The 19,929-nt window shown below is 65.6% G+C and carries 11 protein-coding genes and 1 tRNA gene; 9 read left to right on the forward strand and 3 right to left on the reverse strand.

What is annotated here, in order from left to right:
* Positions 1-62: 62 nt before the first annotated feature.
* The 9 genes from ACFV4F_RS19945 to ACFV4F_RS19985 all read left to right on the forward strand — a co-directional run bounded on the left by ACFV4F_RS19945 (position 63) and on the right by ACFV4F_RS19985 (position 15,863).
* Positions 63-1,208: a hypothetical protein gene (locus tag ACFV4F_RS19945; protein ID WP_380504074.1), complete on the forward strand. Its 1,146-nt coding sequence runs from the start codon at positions 63-65 to the stop codon at positions 1,206-1,208.
* 82 nt (positions 1,209-1,290) lie between these two features.
* Positions 1,291-2,883 carry an alpha/beta hydrolase gene (locus ACFV4F_RS19950; RefSeq protein WP_380504077.1) on the forward strand — a complete coding sequence of 531 codons (1,593 nt, stop codon included), beginning with the start codon at positions 1,291-1,293 and terminating at the stop codon, positions 2,881-2,883.
* A 102-nt stretch (positions 2,884-2,985) separates the two neighbouring features.
* Positions 2,986-3,645, forward strand: coding sequence for a leucine efflux protein LeuE (gene leuE, locus ACFV4F_RS19955; RefSeq protein ID WP_380435570.1), 660 nt, complete (start codon positions 2,986-2,988; stop codon positions 3,643-3,645).
* An 80-nt stretch (positions 3,646-3,725) separates the two neighbouring features.
* A tRNA-Thr gene (locus ACFV4F_RS19960) sits at positions 3,726-3,799 on the forward strand.
* Positions 3,800-4,442: 643 nt separating this feature from the next.
* Positions 4,443-7,337, forward strand: a complete 2,895-nt coding sequence (locus ACFV4F_RS19965) for a hypothetical protein (RefSeq protein ID WP_380504080.1) — start codon at positions 4,443-4,445, stop codon at positions 7,335-7,337.
* Positions 7,334-8,425 (forward strand): hypothetical protein, encoded by a 1,092-nt coding sequence (locus tag ACFV4F_RS19970; protein WP_380504083.1) that lies wholly within the window; start codon positions 7,334-7,336, stop codon positions 8,423-8,425. The genes ACFV4F_RS19965 and ACFV4F_RS19970 overlap by 4 nt, the downstream gene beginning before the upstream one ends.
* The gene (locus ACFV4F_RS19975) at positions 8,422-13,989 is read left to right on the forward strand and encodes a DEAD/DEAH box helicase (RefSeq protein ID WP_380504086.1); all 5,568 of its coding nucleotides are present in this window, start codon (positions 8,422-8,424) and stop codon (positions 13,987-13,989) included. The genes ACFV4F_RS19970 and ACFV4F_RS19975 overlap by 4 nt, the downstream gene beginning before the upstream one ends.
* 138 nt (positions 13,990-14,127) lie before the next feature.
* Entirely contained in the window at positions 14,128-14,694 is a 567-nt protein-coding gene (locus ACFV4F_RS19980) for a DUF4365 domain-containing protein (RefSeq protein WP_380504089.1), read from the forward strand.
* On the forward strand, positions 14,691-15,863 hold the full coding sequence (locus ACFV4F_RS19985) for a hypothetical protein (RefSeq protein WP_380504092.1): 1,173 nt from the start codon (positions 14,691-14,693) through the stop codon (positions 15,861-15,863). Before ACFV4F_RS19980 ends, ACFV4F_RS19985 begins: the two co-directional genes overlap by 4 nt.
* A gap of 144 nt (positions 15,864-16,007) precedes the next feature.
* Here the strand turns inward: ACFV4F_RS19985 and ACFV4F_RS19990 are convergent, their stop codons facing one another.
* From ACFV4F_RS19990 to ACFV4F_RS20000, 3 genes are all read right to left on the reverse strand, one after another.
* The gene (locus ACFV4F_RS19990) at positions 16,008-17,981 is read right to left on the reverse strand and encodes a Druantia anti-phage system protein DruA (protein WP_380504095.1); all 1,974 of its coding nucleotides are present in this window, start codon (positions 17,979-17,981) and stop codon (positions 16,008-16,010) included.
* On the reverse strand, positions 17,978-19,435 hold the full coding sequence (locus ACFV4F_RS19995) for an ATP-binding protein (RefSeq protein ID WP_380504098.1): 1,458 nt from the start codon (positions 19,433-19,435) through the stop codon (positions 17,978-17,980). The genes ACFV4F_RS19990 and ACFV4F_RS19995 overlap by 4 nt, the downstream gene beginning before the upstream one ends.
* Positions 19,436-19,523: 88 nt before the next feature.
* A complete protein-coding gene (locus tag ACFV4F_RS20000; RefSeq protein WP_380504101.1) occupies positions 19,524-19,907 on the reverse strand; it encodes a hypothetical protein in 384 nt (127 codons plus the stop codon).
* Positions 19,908-19,929 lie beyond the last annotated feature (22 nt).

A 19,929-nucleotide genomic window follows, 5' to 3' on the forward strand; every position in this document is an offset into this window, starting at 1 on the left:
CGTCCCGTACGGCGCCGGGTCCGCCCCGGTCGTCCGGTCCTCCGCCCTAGGTGGTGCGTTCCGTGGTCCGTTCGCTCCTCGTCATCCCCCTGTTGGCGGCCGCTCTCGGCGGCCTCTGGCTGGCCCGCGGGGCCCACCTGCGCTGGCGCGACCTGCGGGCCGCCCAGGCGTACGAGCTGGCCGGCGACCGGTGGCCGATGCTGCTGCGGGCGGCCGGGGCGATGGTCTGCGGGGTGTGCGTCACGGCGCTGACGCTGCTCACCGCCTTCGGCGCGTTCGGCGGCATGACCCGGACCGCTGAGGAGCCGGCGGAGCGCGCGGAGCCCGCCGTGGACGCGGCCGCCGCGGGCGGTGCGCAGGGCGCCGGCCCCCGGCAGCAGGCGGTGCCGCCCACGGCCGAGGCCGCCGTGGCCCAGGCCGCGGCGGCGACGTCGCCGGCCGCCGTGCCGAGCCGGTTCGACAGCGTCGGCCACCCGGGCGGCGGGGAACTGCTGCAGTCCGCCGTGCTCGGTCCCGACGGCAAGCCGCGCAACGTCCGGGTCTGGCTGCCGCCGCAGTACGCCAAGGAGCCGAACGCCCGCTTCCCGGTCGTCGTGATGCAGGCCGCGACCCCGCGCAAGACCGCCGACGCCGAGGTCCCGGACGTCTTCGAGGGCATCGGCTCGGCCCTGCAGACCGGCAAGGCGCGGCCGTTCATCCTGGTCGCCCCCGAGGCGCCGAACGGCACCGCGCACCCCTGCGACCTCGTCGCCGCCGCCCCGCAGGCCGTCGCCGACGACGCGGCGCTGCGCACCACCATCGCCGCCACCTTCCGCGCCCTGCCGCCCGGCCCGGCCTCCTGGGGCACCCTCGGGGTCGAGGGCGGTGCGCCGTGCGCCGCGGCGGCCGGGCTGGCCCGCCCGGACCTGTACGGCGCCGCGGCGGCCGTCTCCGGGCGGTACGACGCCGCCGCGCTCACCCAGGCCGGCGCGGAGGCGCCCACGGGGACGGCGGCGAAGCTGATGCTCGCCGCCGCGAAGGCGGACGCCGCCGGGCTGGACGCGGCGCGCAAGCTCCAGGCCGCGCTGCACGGCGGGGCCGGTCCCGCGGCCAAGGCGGACGTGCGGATCTCGGACAACGTGCAGGACTTCACGCCCGACCGGGAGCGGCTGCGGCTCGTGCGGCAGGCGGCGCAGTACCTGGCCGACACGCTGGGGAAGGCCTCCTGAGCTGCGCTTTCGGCGGGCAGTCGCCGGTGGTCGGACGGTCCGGGCGAAGTCGAGCGGACCGAATCGAATCGAAGGGATCCGGATGAAGGCCACCGGGCGGGTACTGGCCGCAGCGCTCGTCGCGGCCGGGCTGCTGGCGGGCGGGTGCAGTGCGGGCGTGCCCGGTTCGGGCGGCGGGGCGGAGGCCGCGTCTTCGCCGGGTTCGCCGCCCGCCGAGGTCACGGCGCTGGAGCCGCTGCCCGCCGAGGTGCCCGCCGAGCTCGGTGCGTACTACGCGCAGCGGCTCGCGTGGCAGCCGTGCGACGACGGGTTCGAGTGCACCACCTTCAAGGTGCCGGTCGACTACGGTCGGCCCGCTGACGGCGACCTCGCCCTGACGGCCGTCCGCGCCCCCGCGATCCCCGGCGCGGCGGCCTCGCAGGCCGGGGGCCGGATCGGCTCGTTGCTGCTCAACCCGGGCGGGCCCGGCGGGTCGGCGGTCGAGTACGTGGAGGCCGCCGCCCGGACGTACGACGGCGGGGTCCGCGCCCGGTACGACCTCGTCGGGCTAGACCCGCGCGGCGTCGGCCGCAGCAGCCCCGTCACCTGTCTGAGCGGTGACCGAATGGACGCCTTCACGTCCGTCGGCTTCACCCCCGCCGACCAGCGCGAGGTCGACGCCCTGGTGGCCGCCGACAAGGAGTTCGCCGAGGGCTGCCGGGAGCGCGCCGGCGCGGCGCTCGGCCACGTCAGCACCGTCGAGGCCGCCCGCGACATGGACGTGCTGCGCGCGCTCCTCGGCGACGAGCGGCTCAGCTACGTCGGCAAGTCCTACGGCACGTTCCTGGGTGCCACGTACGCCGGGCTCTTCCCCGGGCGGGTCGGGCGGCTCGTCCTGGACGGCGCGATGGACCCGTCCCTCGACTCCGTGGCCGGCAACCGGACCCAGGCCGGCGGTTTCGAGACCGCCTGGGCGGCCTTCGCCAAGGACTGCGCCCGGCGCGACGACTGCCCGCTCGGCCGCACCGAGCAGGAGGCCGGCGACCGGCTCGCGGCCCTGCTGGCGGCCGTCCGCGCGCAGCCGCTGGCCACCACCGACGGCGGCCGCCGCCTCAGCCACGCCCAGGCCACCACGGGCGTCCTCGAAGCGATGTACGCCGACTTCCTGTGGCCCAAGCTGCGCGGCGCGCTCACCGACGCCGCGGCCGGGGACGGCACCGGCCTGCTGAAGCTCTCGGACTCGTACTACGGGCGCGAGCCGGACGGTTCCTACCCCAACCTGATGTTCGCCAACACGGCCGTGAACTGTCTCGACCTGCCCGCGCCCTTCGCCGGCCCGGAGGACGTCCGGCGGGCGGTGCCGGACTTCGAGCACGCCTCGCCGCACTTCGGGCGCGACATGGCGTGGATGGCGCTGACCTGCGCCTACTGGCCGGTGAAGGCCACCGGCTCGGCGCACACCGTCCGGGCCGCGGGCGCTGCCCCGATCGTCGTCGTGGGCACTACCCGCGACCCCGCCACGCCGTACGCGTGGGCCCAGGCGCTGGCGGGCCAGCTGGAGTCCGGGCGGCTGCTCACCTACGACGGGGACGGCCACACCGCGTACGGGCGGCACAACGCGTGCGTGGACGGCGCGGTCAATCGTTACCTGCTGACCGGTGAACCGCCGGAGCAGGGCAAGCGCTGCGGCCGGTAGACGAGCAAGGGCCGTCCCACCAGGTAGTTTCAGCTTCAATCGATCACCGGTACGACGTTACGATGAGCGCCTCCCCGCCCCCTCCTCTCCCCGGAGCGCACCGTGCTCGGTGTCAACAACCTGGCGACGTACGTCATCGGCGCCCTCGTCATCGTCCTGCTGCCCGGCCCCAACTCCCTGTACGTGCTGTCCGTCGCCGCCCGCAAGGGCGTCCGGACCGGCTACCGGGCCGCCGCCGGCGTCTTCGTCGGCGACTTCACCCTCATCAGCCTCACCTCGCTGGGCGCCGCCTCGCTGCTGAAGGCCAACCCGGCCGTCTTCGCGGTGGTCAAGTTCGGCGGCGCGGCCTACCTGCTCTGGATCGGCTTCGGCATGCTCCGCGCGGCCCGCCAGCTGTGGCGCGAACACCGCGCCGCCGCCGACGCCGGCACGACGGCGGACGAGCAGACGACCGGGACCGTCGAGCGGCCGTTCCGGCGCGCGCTCGTGATCAGCCTGCTGAACCCGAAGGCGATCCTGTTCCTCTTGTCATTTTTCACGCAGTTCGTCGACCCGTCCTACGGCCAGCCGGCGTTCTCCTTCGCCCTGCTCGGCGGGATCCTGCAGACCTTCAGCTTCCTCTACCTCACCCTGCTGATCTTCGCCGGCACCACCCTCGCCACCGCCTTCCGCCGCCGCAAGCGGCTCTCCGCCACCCTCACCAGCGGGGTCGCCGTCCTCTTCGCCGGCTTCGCCGCCAAGCTCGCCGTCTCCTCCGCCTGACCCCCGCCGCGATATCCCGTTACGGATCACCCGCGAACCTGTGTAGACTGGCCCGCGTTGCCAGCGCGTAGGGCAGCGACGCCGCCTTAGCTCAGTTGGCCAGAGCAACGCACTCGTAATGCGTAGGTCGCGGGTTCGAATCCCGCAGGCGGCTCAGATGAAGCCCAGGTCAGATAGCCTCTGACCTGGGCTTTTTGCCTTCCTGTGATCTTTGGTGTCGGGCGCGCGTGAGCGGAAATCGCTTCATGATCACTCCCGGTGGACATCCGGTGGACATTCGTGCAGCGAGCGTGCACGCCGGTGGACACGGACTTGATCCCGGTGGGAGCGGAGCCGCGAGGCGGTATGTAGCAACCCGACAAGCAGACCGTGGTCGGCCTCGGGGATGATGAGCGGTGTAGGCGGCTGAACGGGATCGGCTTGGGGAGGCGGGAGGCCATGCGGCAGATCGTCGGCGTTCTCCGGCGGTACTACCAAGGTCGACGAGTGGGGCCGCAGCTTCGCAGTCCCGCCAGCACTACGCCGTACCAACGCCTACGTTCCTCAGTCGCTGGCGCGCGTCGGCCACGACGACCGGCCGCAGGGGCACGTCGCCCACCTGTACTGGAAGGAGGTGTCTCCCAACCTGCGCGAGGCACTGGTCCAGGAGGGGCTGGCGATCAATACGGAGCGACCGACCTGCGGCCACGTACTCAACGGACTGCGACGTCGCGATCTACGGTAAGTGGCGATCTATCCTCCGAGCGTCACTATCCTTGTCTAACGACACCTCACTAGACGTGACAGGGGAGGAGGTGGTGTCGAGCGTGGAGGGGATAGCACGCGGCGGGTCGGTGGAGGTGCTCAAACACCTACACCTGCAACTCGATCACCACTTTCGGATACTCCACAAGCGTCGCCAGGCCCTGCAACCGCCAGCTCCCGTCTACGCGTTGGAGCACGACCTCGTCGGTGAGGAACTCGAACTGCTCCTGGCCGCAGTGCGTGGGGCCGTCGCTGACGGACTCGACGCGCGCTATCGCGCATGGTGGTTGCCCTTCGTGGTGTTTGCCGCTGAGATCGGCTACGACTATGGCGGGGGCGAGTTCTGGCCTCTCTGGGCACAGCGGGCGCCGGGGTGGGAGGGCGGGCCCGATTGGAACGTCCCAGCCAACCGGAAACGCATTAGGCAGTGGTTCAGGCGGTTTGCAGACGCCTACGGAGGGGCGGAGCCGACAGGCGGCTTCGCCTCGAACTTCACCATCATTGCGTGGCCGATCACACATGCCGTGATGCCTGCGGACCTTCAACGACAGATGGCCCAACTCCTCTTCGATTCGCGAGGAGTGCTGACTGCTGAGTTGCTGGCTGATCCTGACGCGCTGGGTGCATGTCTGGCGTCGCGCACGGGCGGATACAGCGAGCGCTTCCGCATCCTCTGCGACAATCAGAGCCTCCTGGGCCAGGTCGCAGTTGCACTGCTCTCGGGCGACGAGGACGAGTCTCCATACCTGGTGCGGTCGACACTCGTTCGCCTGGTCGCCGGCCTGAGCGATGAACAGGTCTCGCGTAGTTGGCTGTCGCGTGCCAGGCACTCCGCCAATGTGATCCGCTCGAGCGGCTTCCTTCCGACAGGAGCCGGTTCCGCGTCTGTCCAGCGAAGGCGCCGCGTCCCGGCTGTTAGCAACCCAAGGCTGTTCCTGCGCAACCAAAATGGTGGCTGGCAGCCGTATCTCGAACTGCCCGATCTCACACCGCTGCAAGCAAGCAACCCACAAATCGATCAGGAGCTTCGGAGTCTGCGTCCACGGGTCGAAGGCATTCCTCGCCCGCTTGCGCGCGGGCGGCTGCTGTGGCCCGACAAAGTGCTGCTGTCAACCTGGCCCCGACCCGGCGCTCCAGCCATCGCACTGGAGCGTGGATCGGATGCCGTCAATGAGCTGATCGCCGAGCACTGCTCCATCGATCCGGGGCCGTGGTGGCTGTTCGCGAAACGATCAGTCAGGGAAGCCATTGAGGTGAAGGGCAAGTTCGTCCGACCCGGCAAGGAGTACTACCTGGTTGGACGAGCCGGCAGTAGCCCGCCGTCGTTGCCCTGGATCGTGCCGACCATGACCCCGGTGGAAGGCGTCCATGTCTTCGAGTGCGCGGTCCCGGAGATCATCGGCGCGGCGGAAGTCGAGCAACTTAAAGCTGTCGGGCTAACAGTGACGTCCGACGTCGCGATTCGACCAGTCGGACTGGTGCCAGGATCCTGGGACGGAGACGGTGCCATCGAGTGGCTTGCCGGGGAGCCGGCCATGCTGGCCGTCAAGTCTGCGCACGCCGCGGACAAGTGTGCCGTGACCGTAGACCGCGGCCTCCCCTTCGTGCTGGAGTTCCCGGAAGGCGAACCGGAGCTGTTCTTTGCTCTGGAGAACCTCACAGTGGGTACGCACGATGTGAACGTTGCGCTGCTCACTCCAGAGACGGATCGGCCCCGCTTCAGCGGCTCCCTGGCGATTACGATCCGTGACCCGCACAGCAGCCGTGAAGCCGCGACGGAAGGTACTGCGATCCGGCTGTTCACCACACCGGCGCGCCCAAAGATGACTGAACTATGGGATGGCAGGGCGAGTCTCTCGATTGACGGTCCGCTGGAGACAAGGGCCGAACTATCGATCACGCTTCGCGGCGGTGATGGTGCGGATCTGGAAACGCAGCTCTACGGCATCTCGGTGCCCTTCAGTGATGGAGCGTGGGAGAGGCTGACGGAGCAGGTCTCGCGCAAGAAGAAGATGCTCAGCGCGTTCGAAGAGGCCGAGTCATGTGAGGTGTCGGTATTTCGGAATGGAGTTGGATTCGCATCCCTGGTATGCGAACGCGGCTTCGACCCGCTCCGCTGGGTGCTCGTCAAGCGGCACAGCGGGCAACACGATGCTCGGCTGGTAGACCGGACAGGGAGCGACGACACTCAGGTGCATATGTTCTCGGTGGAGGACCCGCTGGTCGGCAAGGAGTGGGATCCTCGTGGGCCCATCACTGTGCCAGCTACAGGCGGACTCCTCCAAGCGACCTCCGGCAAACTGGCAGCAGCGATCATCCTGCCACCCGAGCCAAACCTACTGCGCCACACCCACCCAGCCGTGCCGCGATCTTCGGGTGACGCGCTCCATGAGGTCCAGCGGCTCATCGAAGGTCACCGCCGGTGGCTCGATGCCGATCTCCCGGCTGACCTGTTCGCTCGTCACCAGCAGGAGCAAGTCCTCGAGGCGGTCACTACGGCGCTTGTGTCCGTCATCGCCGGGCACCGATGGGCAAACCTCGAGCGCAAGCGCAAGACAGCAGGTGCGCACCGGCAGATCGAGTTGCTCGATGAAATGGAGAAGCTCGTAGGCGAGGGCTTCAAACAACGTGCCACAGCCAAGCAGATCGCTCGTCATCTTTGGCAGTGGGTGGATTCACCGGCTGCGCTGAGTGACGGATTGGCTGACGCCATTGAAGTCATCGTGAAGTCCAGCGGCATGGGTGATCCTCATGCTGCAGCAGACTTCCTTCTGGCGCTCGCGAGCAAGCCGGGGTCGGTCGCGAGTTGGGCAGAGCCCGAAAGGAACCGGCTCCTGAGGTGTGTGCTGATCTCCCCTGCACTCATCAGGGCGGGAAGGTTCGCGGTGTTGGGGACTGAAGCCCTCCGGGACGCACCGGACCAGCCGGCTTCGGGGGTCCGCCGATGAGTGTTAGCGCGCTCAGCCGCCATGAAGTCGCCAGACGTACCGTCCACACGCTCGGCTTGGATGATACGGCGATCGATTTGAGCGCACCCGAAGCGATCTGCTCGTCACTGCGCCGGGCAGCTTCGTTCCTGTGCCCGGCGACACCGCGTGAACTCGTCGACGCGGTGATGGAGGTGCTCGGTCCGCTCGACGTCTCGTCCTCAGCCAGTCGTGGCCAGCTAGCCACCCAGTTGGATCTGCTGGTGGCAATCGGCGACCTGGTCGAACTCCCGAACCGGAAGGATCGTGGAAGTAGGAAGCTCTATCTTGCGCCGCCCTCGTATGTGACGCAGGCACCCGGGCGCTACCTCTTGCTGGGTGTGCGTCCCGACGGCCTCCTGCTCCTGGACGAGTCCGTCGGCGCGGACGTGCGCCACGAGGGCCATGTGCGGTCCATCGAACTGGATGCCACGACGGGGCCGGCCCGGTTGCATGCTGCCGGACTCCATGAGATCAGCATTCACGACTGGCGCAGGCAACCGAGCGTGGCTAGCGCCACCAGTATCGTCGGCGGGATGCGTCAACGCCTGGACAGGGCAGCACAGTCAGGTCTTGTGAGCGATCTGAAGCTCCTCGATCCTGAGTCGTCGGTCCTCCACTATCGGGCCCGCTGGCGGCTTCCCACCGACGGTGACTCCGGAGACTACGTTGCTCGTCGACCGCAGGCATATGGCGCTGACTTGTGGTCTTTCGTTCGCGTGGATAGTGGTCGGCCCCTAGCCCTCATCGATCTGCCGACTGACGATCCTGCTGGCTCAGCGTGCGACGAGGCGTGGCGGCTTCAGGCAGCGATCGACGCCGCACGGGGAGAGCCGCAACTTGTGCGCATTCGGCCTGCCGGCGGAGCTCCAGGGAGTCACACTCTTGATCTTTTCGGCCCCGTGCCTGGGTGGGCGCAGCGTTACCTGGAACTCGTGGCCGTTCCTGTCCCGCGGGCCAGGGATGCGCTGATCACTTATCGCGTGCCGCTCTGGGCGATCGGCGAACTAACGGAGTTCTTCACTGACATGCTGTGGATGCACGTCAACGATGAGGGAGGAGTGGCGTGACCACGGAAGCGCCCACGATCGCAGAGACGGTCGCCAGCATTCAGGCGGCTCTTCGGGACTACATCGAGGCCACGTACCACGTGGGACACCCCACCGTGATCGAGCAGCGTCGCGAGTTGCTGAAGCGGGAGGGCGTGCTCTTCCGCGCGCCGTTCATCGAGAGCACTCCCCGCTACCAGACTGGCCGATGCTTCGGTGATCTCGACCTCGATGCAGCAGCCAAGACGCTCCTTGGTGCCCTGAGCGCACGTGTCGGTGCTCACCAGCCACTCCTCTACGACCCGCCGTACACCCACCAGGCGGAGGCCCTGGAGTGGACGACTCGAGATGGCCTCAGCCTGGCTGTGACGACCGGCACAGGTTCCGGAAAGACGGAGACGTTCCTCGAACCGATGCTGGCGAAGCTCGCAACGGAGGCTGCACACAAGCCTGAGTCATTCGCAGCACCCTCCGTACGGGCCCTGATTCTCTATCCGATGAACGCGCTGGTGAACGACCAACTGGGACGTCTCCGGCTGCTGCTCGGCGACCCGCGAGTCACCGCGCAGTTCACCGCATGGGCCGGACGTCCAGCACGCTTCGCCCGCTACACGAGCCGCACGCTGTACCCCGGTGTTCGGCGGGTCGAGAAGGATCAAGAGCGGCTGCGGTCGATTGAGGACTTCTACATCGACCTCATTGACCGGGCATCCAACTCCTCGGCACAAGGACATAGTGAAGCCACCGCTCTCATTGAGAAGTTGCAGTCGCGTGGAAAGTGGCCGGCCAAACCGGACCTGAAAGCCTGGTACGGAGAACGCGGCTCCCGCTGGAAGAACAGGGAGGGCGAGTTCATTCGTGCGGTCCTCCGGCCGGAGGACCCCGAGCTCCTGACGCGCCATGAAGTGCTGGACACGCCACCAGACGTGCTCATCACGAACTACTCGATGCTTGAGTACATGCTCATGCGTCCGCTCGAGCGGCCGGTCTTCGATGCGACCCGGGCATGGTTGGAGAACAACCCGGACGAGAGGTTCCTCCTGGTTGTAGACGAGGCCCACCTCTACCGCGGAGCGGCTGGCGCCGAGGTAGCGCTCCTGCTCCGGCGACTCCGCGCAAGGCTTGGGATCACGCCCGATCGGCTGCAGGTGATCTGCACAAGCGCGAGCTTTGCCAGCGCGGAGTACGCGCGCCTGTTTGCCGCGCAGTTGAGCGGCAAGTCTCCGGACGACTTCAAGACGGTGGAAGGACGACTCGCCCTGCGGGAACCCGCCACCACCGGGACCATCCAGGACGCAGAGGTCCTCGCTGCCGTACCGATGCACACGTTCTACGAGGCGGAGTCAGACGCTGGCCGCATTGACGCGGTCCGCGGGTTGCTGGACTACCGGGAGGTCACTGAGAAGGCGCCCGGAGTCAGTGCGGGTCAACTGCTCCACGAGGCCCTTGTCGACTTCGCCCCGATGAATCTGCTCGTCAACCAGACGATGCAAAGGGCTCATCCGCTCGATGAACTGGGTGTCAGCATCTTTCCCGCTGCGGAGAAGGAGCTTGCCGATAGAGCGGCCTCAACGCTGGTAGCGCTCGGAAGCGCCGCCCGCCGGTCAACGGATGACGCCGGGCTGCTGCCGTGCCGAGTGCACGCGTTCTTCCGAGGGCTGGCAGGATTGTGGGCCTGTCTCGACCCCGAATGTTCAGAGGCCGACCGGGAGGCGAACTCGGAACCTGGCCCGGTCGGCAAGCTCTACGCCCAGCCGCAGGCCACATGCGGATGCGGAGCCCGTGTCTTCGAGTTGTACACCTGCCGGCACTGCGGCTCCGCTTATGCGCGAGCCTATACGGACGATGTACTTGAACCATCCCATCTCTGGCACGAGCCAGGCGCGGATTTCTATTCCTCCACTGGCTCCATCCCCGAACTCCAAGCGCTCGATCTACTGCTGGAGGCCCCGTCGCATGACGCGGCTAACGTGGAGCCTGCGGACCTTGATCTCATCACCGGGCGACTCAATCCACCAGGGGAGCTCGGGCCACGCACGCGCAGCGTCTTCATCCCTCGGCTCCGCGGGGGAGAGTCCGTCGGAAATGACGATGATGGCGAAGAGGGCGAGGCGAACGGCGAGTTCAAGCCCTGCGGCGTGTGCGGGCGACTCGCTGGCTTCGGTCGATCATCGGTACAGGATCACCAGACGAAGGGTGATCAGCCCTTCCAGGCATTGGTGACTCGTCAAGTCGAGGTCCAACCGCCTGGCGCGCAACCGTACAGCGACTTCGCCCCGTTGCGCGGGCGCAAGGTGCTCGCGTTCTCCGACTCCCGGCAAGTTGCCGCGCGACTTGCGCCCAACCTGCAGACCTACTCGCTGCGCGATGTCATGCGGCCGGTGATCCTGCGGGGGTGGCGGGAACTCGCTAATCACCAAGTTCTGGGGCCGATTCTCGCTCTGGACAGGCTGTATGTGGCGGTTATGGCCGGATCACATGTGCTGTCAGTGCGGCTGCGTCCAGAACTGCGCCCGACAGAGTCGCTCCAGGTGATGGGCACGGTCGCACGGGCAATCGACAAGGGCGCGCTCACAGGCAACCTCGCTGAGATGGGTGCGCTCTTCACCACCGCCCAGCCGCCGCAGTCGCTGTTGCGCGCTATGTATGCAACGCTCACGGACAAGTACTACGGGCTGTCATCGCTTGGGTTGGCCTCGATCCGTGAGCGGGCGAACCTCACGGACGAGTTGCTCGCGAATTTGCCGGACATCGGCGGCATCGCAGAGGGTGCCGAAGCCAAGCTGGCTTTTGTCCGGTTGTGGCTGGCTGCTTGGAGTGGCCCTGGCATCTGGTTTCCGTCGATGACTGACGGGGACTGGTGGAAGCAGAGGGGTGGCGTCCAGCCACACGCGGGAAGGTTCAAGTCCGTCGACCGCTTGCTCGGATCGAACGCCGCAAGGAAGAAGTTCAGGGAGGAGTGGCTGCCCACACTGCTCACAGCCTTCTGTGAATCGGTAGGTAGCGGTAACTACCGCATGCTGGCCTCGAATTTGGCTTTGGAACTCGGTGGGCAGTGGGGCTACTGCGAGCGGTGTCGCTTCACGCAGCGGCCACTTCCTGGCAGTTGCAAGTGCGGCAGTTGTGGCGCCGATCGAGTCCGCACCCTGGACCCCGATACCGATCCGGTCTTCCAGGCCCGGAAGGGCTACTACCGAGCCAGTGCCGTCCGGGCTCTCAACAGCCCGCCTGAGCTGCCCATGAGTATCATCGCCGCCGAGCACACGGCCCAGCTCAACGCCGCGCAGTCGGACGCCGTCTTCTCTAAGGCCGAGGAGCACGAGTTGCTCTTCCAGGACGTTGATCTCGGCCGATCCTCGCAGGAAGAGCAGTCGCGCGCCGCCATTGACGTGCTTTCCTGCACGACCACCATGGAGGTCGGCATCGACATCGGCAACCTGACCGGTGTGGCCCTGCGCAACATGCCGCCGTCTCGTGCCAACTACCAACAACGAGCGGGCCGGGCCGGCCGCCGTGGCAATGCGGTCGCCACAGTGCTTGCCTTCGGCAGCGCTGACACGCACGACGACCACTACTTCCGCCAGCCAGACCTGATGATCCGCGGCAAGGTCGATGATCCGGTGTTGACCATGGACAACGAAGAAATCGTGCGGCGCCATGTCATCGCCTATCTGCTGCAGCGGTACCACCAGGATCGACTGCCAGCAATCCAGCCCGAGGACCAGCCTCAGCTCTTCGAAGTTCTGGGACGGGTCACCTCATTCACAGGGACGACATCCCCGCTCAACCGAACGGACCTGGAAGAGTGGCTGAGGAGTAAGGAGAACGTGCTTCGCGAAGAGGTCGCGGCCTGGCTTCCCGACGAACTGAGCGCAGACGCCCGTACAGAAATCCTACAAGCCATCGTGACGCGAACGCTTTTCGAGATCGACAGAGCTCTCGAGCTTGACCTTGACGGGTCGCCCGTAGAGGTGAATACGGTCGAAGACCCGCTGCTGAACTCTGAGGAGGAGGTTGAACCCCCGGTAGAGCTCGACGCGGAGGAGCCGAACGCCCGACGGAGCCAGAAGAACCTGCTCGACCGTCTCCTGTACAAGGGCGTCCTGCCGCGCTATGCGTTTCCGACCGATGTGGTCGCCTTCCACGTCTTCGATGTCAACTCGTCCACGCGGTTCAACACCCAGTTCCAATATGCTGCCAGTCAGGGTCTCACGGTGGCGCTCAGCCAGTATGCGCCGGGCAAGGTGGTGTGGATCGACAACAAGGAATGGACCTCTGGGGCCATCTACTCACCGGTCCAGAAGGAGCGCTATCAGGCATGGCAGGAACGGCTGCTCTACTTCGAATGCCAGGACTGCCACTACGCCAAGCACTTCCCATTCGATGAGGCAGAGCGCGGAAAGGAGCGCAACTGTCCGGCCTGCGGGGCCGAGGGTAAGTTCGGCAAGGCCAAGACCTGGATGCGACCGCCCGGGTTCGCGCACCCGGCAGACCAGGATCCGGGAACGAGCCCGGACGACGCCCCGGCGCGCAGCTACGCGACGCGCGCCAAGCTCATGGCACCTGGGCCGACGGAGGAGACCGCCTGGAAGCGAGTCACTGAACGCGTGGCACAGACGTACCGCAGAGAGACTCTGCTGGTCACCAACACCGGCCCCCGCAACGAGGGATACACGTACTGCACCCGCTGCGGCCTAATCGAACCGACCGCTATGGCCACGGGAAGGCTGCTCGCTACCCACAAGAAGCCCTTCCCCGACCTGAAGGCACCAGAATGCCCCGGCACCGGCTCAACCCGGGGGATGGTGTTGGGCACCGACTTCATTTCCGACGTGCTCTTGGTTCGCTTGAGGGTCGACTCGCCAATCACGCTGAGGCCAGCGAATCTCTCGACGCACATCGCACTGCGCTCAGTTGCTGAGGCGCTCACGATCGCGGCGACCCTGAAGCTCGGCATTGAAGCCACGGAGTTGCAGGCGGAGTACCGGCCGGCGCTGACTGCCCTAGGTAACGAAGGCCTGGAAGCCGAGATCTACCTCTACGACACGCTTGCGGGCGGAGCCGGCTTCGCTCGAAGGGTCAACGACTACGGTGTGGAGATCCTCGAGGAGACGCTGAACCTTCTTGAGGACTGCCCGGAGAACTGCGACCAGTCCTGCTACAGGTGTCTGCGCAGCTTCCGGAATCGCTTTGAGCACAGCCTCCTCGACCGTCATGTCGGTGCCAGCCTCCTGCGGTACCTGATCCACGGGACGGCACCTACCCTGAGCGAGGAACGGCTCGAACTCTCGGCCGACACTCTCTTCGAGGACCTCAATAGCCGAGGGAGCGATGCGCATTTTAAGCGTGGCGCCAAGATCGAAATCGAGGGCCTCGGAGTAATCACCGTGCCCATTCTGGCGCAGCGTGGCAACCAGCAGTGGATCTTCGGCGTGCACGACCCGCTGAGTCCCGATGTGGCACCCACCGACGAACTGCGTCGCGCGAAGGAGGCGGGCAGTGTGCCGGTCTATCTGATCGACGACACGGTCATCTCACGCAACCTCCCGTTCGCCAGCAATCAGGTGCTTCAGACATTGACCTAGGCGAGAGCGGACAGCGGCCCGCCGCCCCACCGCAATCCGGCGGCGGCGGGCCTTCTGTGGCTACGGCACGGTACGCGTCGAAGTGGCAATCAGAGCGACAGTGTCGGACTGCCGTCAGGAGAAGCCAGGAGGGGGTATATGTCAACAGACGCCAGCGAAGACCAGATGGGTGAAGACGACCTTGCGGAAGGCCAGGTTCCCATAACCGCACTACAGGAACACTTCAGCGTTTCGTTCACGCGAATGATCGCCTATGCGGCTGGATGCTCCATCAAGCCTCACGAGACTGATTACGAAGGCGTCGACATTACGATCGCCTCTTCGCGTGAGTACCATGGATACTACGGTCCTCAATTCGAGCTTCAGTTGAAGTGTACCTATCAAGAAAGTCTTCTCAAAGACGACAGCATGACTTGGCGGATGAAGGCGAAGCCATTCCGGAAGCTAACGCGCGGCAAGCGATTTATTCCGGCATACCTTGGCGTGCTCCTGATACCCCGTGAACCAGAGCCGTGGCTTAGCGTAGACGAATGGGGACTGTTCACGCGTAGCCGCATGTTCTGGGAGTCGGCCGAAAACCTGAGATACGACGGACCGATCAAGGACTACCACACGGTCCATCTGCCGCGTCGGAACCTGCTCACTGTGGATCAGCTTCGGGGCATTATGAAGTCCATTGGCGATGCAGAGGAGAGGCAGAGGTGAGCCGGACGGAATTTGACACGTATCGCGAGGTCGCGTCCGCGCTGAATCCGGGGGCAGTGTCTCAGTTTCTCGCTTCCCAAGACTGGGAATTGGAACAGCGTCAGGCTAAAGTCCGTGAAGTCTGGCGCTACCGATCGGATGGTCCACTTCTGACGGCACCGCGGGTCATGATCCCCTTGGCCACGGACTACGTCGACTTCATACCACGGTTCATCGATGCGCTGGAATCGCTGGCGCACATCCATGACTGGGACGCAGGTCAACTTCTCGAGCATGTCCTGGCAACGCGCGCAGATCTGTTCTTCGTTCGCCTCGACCAGCGCATGACCGACGGTACGATCCCCTTCAGGCAGGCCGAAAGGACACTGCAGGGGATCCACAAGATGATGAAGGCGTCGGCTACGACAACAGCGGACCCCAATCACCCGCACAAGGGGCGCCGGCCGGCGGCGGTAGGGGAATTCCTAGATCGGGCTGTACGGCTCGGCCACACTAAGCAGGGCAGTTTTGTGTTCACCGTTGTGACGCGCCTGGGTGACGCCGAGGAATCGACGATCACGTTCCCCCGACGAGTAATGGAGACTCTGGCGAGAGGTCTGGAAACCACGAGACTGTTGGCGCAAGTTGGGAGACATCAATCCCTTGCCTCTGCGGGCGGTTCGGGGCTTAGCGTGGACCTGGTTGAGTCGCTCGAAGACTTGTCGGCGCCGGAACATCTCAATTCGCTGGATTTGTCATTTGAGTGGGCTGCGGCAGAACGAAAGCCGGATGTCGGGCTGGCCACTATTGTGTTCGACCGGGACTTGATTGGCGAATTTCCTCATATCCGGGAGAGGCTCATTCAGAGGGATGAGCCCGCCCGGCGAGAAACACTCGTTGGACTCGTTAAATCACTCTCGCGAGACGACTCCATGCCCAGTGGCGACGAGGCTGCGGTCGTTACCGTTGTGGCGGAGGTGGACGGAAAGTCCCTGCGGGTTCAGGTTCCTCTGACGGGAGAGAATCATGGCTGGGCCATTATGTCGTACGAGCGCAAAATCCCCTTCGTGGTGACCGGGGACCTGATTTACGAGCGCCGTGCATGGCGCCTGAGGGGCGACATCGCGGTCGATTCGAGTTTCCTGCGTCACATTTCAGGCTCTTCGGCTCCGGACCTCGGAGGAGCCTAGGGCTGGCTGTGCTTTACCCCTACGGTTCCCGATAGATGCATTCACCGCGCCAGTGCGCCATTGCCGCTGGTTGCCGCACCTTTAGATCTCTGGGTGCGGCAGCCAGCGACGTGGGCCTATCTGTACTGGCCGTGTGGGTGCGTGCTAGGCGAGCGGGAGCATCCCCTCGCCGACAGGCAGTTCTACCTCTCTGGAAGGCAGCGGCACGCGGGCACCGTGCTCAACCGGACGGACCAGCCGGTGCGCACGCATGGACTCCAGGACTTCGTTGCGCCTTGCCCGCGGCCGGCACCAGCGCTCGAGCCACCAATCGGCGACCTTGGCGTCAGCCTCTGGCAGTTCTGGATCCAGCAGGTACTGCGGTTCTCGGTCGACACCTAGTGAGTAGTCACGGAGGTTCTCGACCAGCGGAACGCCATAGAGGATGCGTTCCCGGCCGTGCCGGAGGAGTTCGTTGGCCGGCCATCCGAGTGCCGCGAGCCCCAGCCGCACCTTGCGCAGGCGAGGACTGACGCCCTCGCCGAAGAGGCTGTTCACGCGGACGAGCGAGCCGCGCAGCGCCGGCAGCCGGGTTAGGGCGTTAACGGTCTCCTCGGAGAAGTGGGAGGTTCCGAACGAGCGGGAACGTCCGAGTTCGTGGAAGCCCATCCGAGTGGTGCGGCTTCCCCCCATAACTTCGGAGGGCCAGAACAGCCGGTTGTACTGGCTTGACCCGGTGCCGTAGAGGGAGGTGGTTCCCACAAAGGAGAGGCGGGCCTCCCGCATGATCGGACGGCCGGCCATCGCGGATGCGATCTCACTCGGTCGCGCGTACTTCTCACGGTAGGCCGCGAGCACGGGAGGGGAGACAGCCAAAGCGCCCACGAGTTTGCCCGCGGCCAGGGCATTGTAGGGTGCCACGGCGCCACAGACCGTGAGGTCGGCGATGACAGTGCCGACTCGCTCTCCTCGCGCGCGACGGACCACACGACGCATCTGCGTACGGGCCTTGCGATCCGAGAAGGCCTTGGCGAGCCCCTCGGCTGTGGGCGGAGACAGGTAGGCCCCGAGCAAGGTTCCGATTTCCAGCGCATCAGCGAGTGCTGCCGAGCGCTTGCTGCGAAACAGGTCGGTCTTGGCACGCTCCACCCACGCGTCGCGCCCGATGTTGCGGACCTCACGGATCGTGCTGGCCTGGTGATGCCTCTTGTGGTGTCGATCGGCATCTTTTCGCAGCGCAGCGATTGCCTCCGGGGTGGGCATTGCCAGGTCAGTGGGTTGGAGGATGTCGTCACGCAGGAGGTCATCGACGTAGATCTCGCTCCGCTGGGCCTCGATCCGCTGGGCTAGCCATGAAGCGCCATCGTCGGTCGGCTCAGCGCGCAGATGTTCAAGGAACTGATCGGTTTCCCAGCCCATCCAGTGATCGCGTTGGGCGATCTGGACGACCGGACTGGAGATCGCCGCCAGTCCAATCACGGTGTGAAACTCGGTGGCGGCATCCCGGATCAAGATTGGCATCGAGCGGCCGGGGACGGTGGCGTAGGCGTTGGACCAGGTATGGCGGAAGTAGCGCCAGATGTCGTGGAGCTTGAATCCGGTCCTTTCACACGTCGAGGAATCGACGATCTGGACATAGGGTTTGATGGCGTCCGCGGCCATGGTCGCGCTCTGAAGCGCGTCTGCCAATTCACGGCCATCTCGCATCAGGTTGAAAACGGAGACCAGTCGGCCGCCGTGCTCATGCGTGCGCTCCATCCCCTCGACGAATCGTCGAACGCTGCTCCTGCAGAGTTGTTCATCTCGACGGAGAAGTTCCTGGCGTCGGATCCGGGCCTTCTCTGTCTCGCGGTCACCATGTGCGGACGGGGGCGCGAAGACCGCTGCGGACCTTTCCCACTTGACAGTCCAACCCTGGTCCACGAGGTCGATGACGCAGTGAGCGGCCGCCGCGAGCATAGGCTGCTCATAGAGTTTGGTGATCTTGGCGGCCCGGATCCAGTGCTCGTGGTCACTCACGTCCTTGCCGTCGGCCGCCGCAGTCTCCAGAAGGGCGCAGAGGCGGGCGAAGCCTTGGCGTTCCTGGCGAGAGGCGTCGGTCGGCAGGCTGAGGCGAAGGAGCGCGGCCTTTTCTTTCATGACTTCTGGAGCATCCGTCCGTAGGTCCTGCTCCAAAGTTGCAGGAGCGTATCGCAGTTCTGGCCATCGCGGCCCAGGAGTGTTGTGGTGCGAGCAAGGGACAAGAGGAAGAGTTCGAGGGCGACGCGCAGTTCTCCTGCCGCCTCGTCGCTTAGTGTTTGTAGCGGATGGTAGAGCGCGGCAAAAGCAGGGTGATCAACGTTCAGCGTTACGTCGAGCGTGCGCCGCTTCAGGGCCGAGGTGAACATGGTTCCGACTGGGAGTTGCTGTGATCCGATCCGGTAGGACAAAGCGCCTGAACCCCTCCCGGTCCTCCGGATCACGGGCAGGTCGAGATCAGCGGCCTCGGCAATCCGGCATGACGTCTCCGTCGCCGCTCGAAACTTGACCTCCTCGAAGGCCTGGCGTGCGCGAGAGTTCAACAGTCGGGCAATCGACTCCAACTCCGGCCCGAGTGCTTCTTGGAGCACCTGGGAGGGTCGTACGCCCTGCTTGTTGATGGTGATGCCGAAGTGCTCATCGAGCACAGGGTCGAACTCGATCTCGCAGCGCCACCAGTCGTCGTAGTTCTCCTTTCGCTTCCCACCCATGAGGTGCCAGCCGCTTGCGATCTCACGGCCAGCGCGGAGGATCGAGACGCCAGCGCCGCCTACGATGCCGACACGTCGCTTGGCCGCGTTGTCGAGGTGGTGCCAGTGATGAACAGGAAGCATGGCGAACCGAACTGTGACGAAGGCTGTCTCACCTGAAGATGATGCGAGTTCGTAGCGGAGCGGCTCGAAGGCCAGGCGGGCGCTGTGACCCTCGATATTGGCTGTGAGGAGCAGGGGGTCGACCGGGTCAACCTGCTTCCCGTTGATACTCAGGGTGACATCGCCGTTACTGAGGAACCTTCGGTACATGCGGCCCAGGTCGCGGCGCAAAGCACGTTCGAGCCAAGCGAGGCGCTGGTACTCGATGCGGTCACAGTTCTGCCAGACCACAACGCAGCCCGACCCCGTGGTATCGCCGCTCCGTCGGCGAGCACGAAGGTCGACAGGATCGCCTGCGACGATTGTATCAACATCCAAGCAGACCTGGTGGGCAGCCTTGTTGCCTTGCCAGGAGATCACCTCGACTCGCCGAGCCTGGCTAAGGGACGCAGCAGGCAGGCCCATTCCGAACCGGCCGAACGACTTCCGCTCGTCGAAGCGCGATGAACCGCCGAACCGTAGGCACGCCTCGAGTTCTGGGCGCGACATACCCACCCCGTTGTCCTCGACCCGGATCTCCGGGAATCCGCCGGCCACGGGACGCGTGAGTGTGACCGAGATTACCGTTGCGGCTGCCTGCAGGGAGTTGTCGACCAGTTCGGCGAGGGCCGTCGAGAGGCTGACGTAGCCCGACTCTCGGACTGCACGGATGAAGTTGTAGGAGACCAGGAGGTCGTCCTTGCGGTGGTTCTGCTGGGCCATGGCTCTCCCGATGACGTGCTCGAGTCCTGCGTCGAGAGTAGCTGCATCGATGCCGCCTGGGAAGTTGATCGTTTCGATGCAGCGCAGGTCATTCAGGCTGGGCTGAGATCGTGGCCGTGATCCGTTTCGTCTTCGCGGGCTCGGTGAGATCCAGGCCCGATCCGTCGTCCATGAGGAGGCGGACGGTGGGGCGGGCGGTCCCCGCCACCAGCCGAAATGGTTCCGTGGCCTCGTGCAGGACAACACGACCGGTCCGCTGAAGATCGAACGTGATGAGGTGGCTGGCAGTGTTGATGCTGATGGTTCGCTCGACGATCTCGACCGCCGTTACAACTTCACCCGAGAGTGCTTCTGGCGGCGGTGAAACGGACTTCAGCGAGTTGATGCCGAGTACCTGCAGCGTTGCGATTGTCCGCCCCTTGAGGTGCGCCAGGAGGTGGTTGATCTCCGCTGCGGACTGGATGGTAGCCATGTGAGCATCATGGCTGAAGCCG

It is taken from the genome of Kitasatospora sp. NPDC059722 (assembly GCF_042733235.1).
Lineage (GTDB): Bacteria > Actinomycetota > Actinomycetes > Streptomycetales > Streptomycetaceae > Kitasatospora.

Bases quoted from the DNA above. Each gene is read 5' to 3' on its own strand.
- ACFV4F_RS20000 (WP_380504101.1), bottom strand. From the start codon at position 19,907: ATGGCTACCATCCAGTCCGCAGCGGAGATCAACCACCTCCTGGCGCAC.
- ACFV4F_RS19995 (WP_380504098.1), bottom strand. From the start codon at position 19,435: ATGGCCCAGCAGAACCACCGCAAGGACGACCTCCTGGTCTCCTACAAC.
- ACFV4F_RS19970 (WP_380504083.1), top strand. From the start codon at position 7,334: ATGAGTGTTAGCGCGCTCAGCCGCCATGAAGTCGCCAGACGTACCGTC.
- ACFV4F_RS19950 (WP_380504077.1), top strand. From the start codon at position 1,291: ATGAAGGCCACCGGGCGGGTACTGGCCGCAGCGCTCGTCGCGGCCGGG.
- ACFV4F_RS19990 (WP_380504095.1), bottom strand. From the start codon at position 17,981: ATGAAAGAAAAGGCCGCGCTCCTTCGCCTCAGCCTGCCGACCGACGCC.
- ACFV4F_RS19980 (WP_380504089.1), top strand. From the start codon at position 14,128: ATGTCAACAGACGCCAGCGAAGACCAGATGGGTGAAGACGACCTTGCG.